At 47.1% G+C, this 3,031-nt stretch carries 4 protein-coding genes and 2 tRNA genes; all 6 read right to left on the bottom strand.

The features are described 5' to 3' along the window. Nucleotides 1–12: 12 nt before the first annotated feature. The 6 genes from rimI to ACTSEZ_RS20255 all read right to left on the bottom strand — a co-directional run bounded on the left by rimI (nt 13) and on the right by ACTSEZ_RS20255 (nt 2,965). A complete protein-coding gene (rimI, locus tag ACTSEZ_RS20280; protein WP_369736056.1) occupies nt 13–468 on the bottom strand; it encodes a ribosomal protein S18-alanine N-acetyltransferase in 456 nt (151 codons plus the stop codon). A 13-nt stretch (nt 469–481) separates the two neighbouring features. Beyond that, nucleotides 482–1,171, bottom strand: coding sequence for a tRNA (adenosine(37)-N6)-threonylcarbamoyltransferase complex dimerization subunit type 1 TsaB (tsaB, locus tag ACTSEZ_RS20275; RefSeq protein WP_369736055.1), 690 nt, complete (start codon nt 1,169–1,171; stop codon nt 482–484). Next, a complete protein-coding gene (tsaE, locus tag ACTSEZ_RS20270; protein WP_369736054.1) occupies nt 1,168–1,629 on the bottom strand; it encodes a tRNA (adenosine(37)-N6)-threonylcarbamoyltransferase complex ATPase subunit type 1 TsaE in 462 nt (153 codons plus the stop codon). Before tsaE ends, tsaB begins: the two co-directional genes overlap by 4 nt. Nucleotides 1,630–1,639: 10 nt before the next feature. Next, nucleotides 1,640–2,623 (bottom strand): thiamine-phosphate kinase, encoded by a 984-nt coding sequence (thiL, locus tag ACTSEZ_RS20265; protein WP_369736053.1) that lies wholly within the window; start codon nt 2,621–2,623, stop codon nt 1,640–1,642. A 186-nt stretch (nt 2,624–2,809) separates the two neighbouring features. Next, nucleotides 2,810–2,885 (bottom strand) — tRNA-Asp (locus tag ACTSEZ_RS20260). A gap of 3 nt (nt 2,886–2,888) precedes the next feature. Beyond that, nucleotides 2,889–2,965, bottom strand: a tRNA-Met gene (locus tag ACTSEZ_RS20255). Nucleotides 2,966–3,031 lie beyond the last annotated feature (66 nt).

Below are 3,031 nucleotides of genomic sequence, written 5' to 3'. Positions count from 1 at the left end.
GATCGTTTTTCGTCATTTTAAACCCACCCACATTACTAAAGCATCTTCTCCGTTATCGGTATAATACCGCTTTCTGATTCCGCCCGGCTGAAACCCGAGTTTTTTGTACAGGGACTGTGCCACATGGTTTGACACCCTGACCTCAAGCGAGATTTTCCCTGCACCGTACTCCTTTGCAACGCCAATCGCCTGGCTAAGCAGTGTTTCGCCGATTTTATTGCCCCTGAAAGCAGGGAGAACGGCAATATTCGTTACCTGCGCCTCATCCATAATGATCCAAAGTCCGCAATAGCCGATAATTTGCCGGTCAAATTCCACAACCAGGTATTTAGCAAAATGGTTCTGCGTCAGTTCATTATGAAAAGACTCCTTCAGCCATGGAGTGGCAAAGGACTGTGTTTCAATTTCATAGACAGCATCTATATCCGTTACATTCATTGGCCGGATGACCATTGTATCCTGCTTCATCTCTTTCACCTGCTTATTTCTGTTGTTCCAGCCACTTTACTTCTGCTTCAGCCATGCGAATGTAGTTCGGGACAAATGAATGGAGATCAACAGGGTCTTTTTTAAGCCCGATTTTCCCAAGCATGGATGGTCTGGGATTGTTCTCTGTCATCGCTGCAAACATGGCCTGTTCTCCAAGAATCTGTTCGATAAGTTCCCTGTGAAGACTGACGTCATTGCCAATAAACAAAATCCGCTTATCTTCTTTCTTCAGCTCTTCAAGCCAGTCTGCAAGAAGAAGATTGCAGTCTTTTCTTCTATTTAAAAGAACACCGTCTTCATATTCATAAAGTCCTGTATACACCTGGCCCCTGCGTGCATCAAACAGCGGGCAGATCATTCCGTCAAAGTAAGTGCCTCCTGCAGCCAGCACTTCAAGACTTGAAACACTGACAAGCGGAATGTTCAGGGTCCATGCAAGTGTCTTTGCAATGCTGACGCCGATTCTAAGTCCGGTGTAGGAACCTGGCCCCTCTGCTACGATCACACGGTCAAGCTCGTCAGGCTTCACGCCGCACTCCTGCAGCACCCACTCAACAGCAGGCATCGCACGGACCGAATGATTCTGTTTGACGTGGGTGACATACTCACCCATCACCGTTTCTTCCCCCACAAGGGCCACCCCAAGTGTAAGGTTTGACGTATCAATTGCTAATGCTTTCATCCGGTTACAAGCTCCTCACATAAACCAATATAGTCCTCGCCAAAAGGAATGAGCAGGATTTCACGCCCATCGTCTCCTGAGCGGTGAATTCTGATGTCCAGCCGCTCCTTTGGAAGCTGCTCTTCTATCATGCTTGCCCACTCAACAACGGTCACGCCGTCGCCTTCGAAATATTCATCAAAGCCTAGATCCTCTCCGCTGTCTTCCATGCGGTACACATCCATGTGATACAAAGGAATCCGGCCATCCCGGTATTCTTTCATAATCGTAAACGTAGGGCTGTTGACGTTTTTGCGGATGCCAAGACCTTTTGCCAGTCCCTTAGTAAACGTCGTCTTTCCAGCGCCAAGATCGCCTTCAAGGGTAATGACAGCCCCCGGCTTCAAAAGCTCTCCGAGTCTTATGGCAAGACGTGTCGTTTCGTCTGTATGAGTTGATTTCAGTACATGCTTTATCATAAACTTCACCTTACTTAAAATGATTATATCCGGACTTCTCAAGCTTCGTCAGCTTTCCGTCCTCAGTAAAAAAAACACCTGCCGGCCCTTCTTCAACACGTCCAATTTCCGTAAGGAGGATTCCTTCTGCCAGGCATTTCTTTTGAAGATCAGTGAATACAGCCAGTGGAGCAGTACCCGTTAATTCAAAGTCTTCTCCGCCAAACAGCATCCATTTTTCTGCATCCTCATGGTTCAGTGACTTCATTGAGTCACTCATTGGAAGTCTTGTTTTATCTATCACTATTTTAACACAGCTTGACTCGCTTATTTCATTTAGTTCACTCGCCAGTCCGTCACTGATGTCATTCAGCGATACCCGGTCTGCAGAGGTCATTATCTGTCCTGCTTTCACCTGTGGGACAGGGCGCTTATGCCTGTTGATCAAAAAAGATTCTGCATTCTGGTCTTCCGGTTGAAGATTTCCAAGCAAAGCTTGAAGCCCTGCAGCGGAATCACCGATTGTACCAGTTACAAAAACGGCATCTCCCGGACGTGCATCCTTCCGCAGCCTTTGCCTGCCCTTTTTCACCTCACCAATCACCGTCACGGTAAGAACGAGCTTATCCGAGGTTGAGACCGTGTCTCCTCCGATCAAATCGATGCGAAGCGGTTCCGCCAGCTCGTCCATTCCTGCATATAATTCGGCAAGCTCCTGTTCTGACCATGACTTGGGTACCGCAATGGCCACAAGATAATACTTTGGTACGCCACCCATAGCAGCTATATCGCTCACATTTACGGCAAGCCCCTTATAGCCGATTTCCTTCGGAGAAGATAATTCTTTTAAAAAATGTACCCCTTCAACCAGCGTATCCGTACAGACGACCTCAAGATAATCTGATTTCGTTCCATATAGGGCAGCATCATCGCCAATCCCTTCGACTAAACCGGACTGTCGGACCTCATATTGACGGATTCGGCTGATAAACTGAAATTCGTCCTTTATCGTCATGGAAAAGACCAGCCTCCCGTATTCTCAATCTATCCTAAAAAACCTTAGAACTCCGCAGTTCTAAGGAAGGTTCCCTGATATTCAGTGTATCTTATCTATCTAGTTTGTCCAAGTTTCACCAAGTGTCTACCTCAAAAAGAGCATAAAAAAAACGAAACCTAATCGTTTCGTTGTCGTTTAAATAAATGGCGGTCCCGACCGGGATCGAACCGGCGATCTCCTGCGTGACAGGCAGGCATGTTAACCGCTACACCACGGGACCATTTGGTTGCGGGGACAGGATTTGAACCTGCGACCTTCGGGTTATGAGCCCGACGAGCTACCAGACTGCTCCACCCCGCGATAGTAATAAATGATGCTGTTTTACATTATGCATTCATTATGTATAATTGCATTGCCTGGCAACGT

This window comes from Metabacillus mesotrionivorans, from assembly GCF_052171315.1.
GTDB lineage: Bacteria > Bacillota > Bacilli > Bacillales > Bacillaceae > Bacillus_P.
Note: the sequence above shows the minus strand (reverse complement) of the source record. Positions and strands in the feature narration are given on the sequence as shown.

Coding starts and splice junctions, on each gene's coding strand:
- tsaB (WP_369736055.1), bottom strand. CDS start 1,171: ATGAAAGCATTAGCAATTGATACGTCAAACCTTACACTTGGGGTGGCC.
- thiL (WP_369736053.1), bottom strand. CDS start 2,623: ATGACGATAAAGGACGAATTTCAGTTTATCAGCCGAATCCGTCAATAT.
- rimI (WP_369736056.1), bottom strand. CDS start 468: ATGAAGCAGGATACAATGGTCATCCGGCCAATGAATGTAACGGATATA.
- tsaE (WP_369736054.1), bottom strand. CDS start 1,629: ATGATAAAGCATGTACTGAAATCAACTCATACAGACGAAACGACACGT.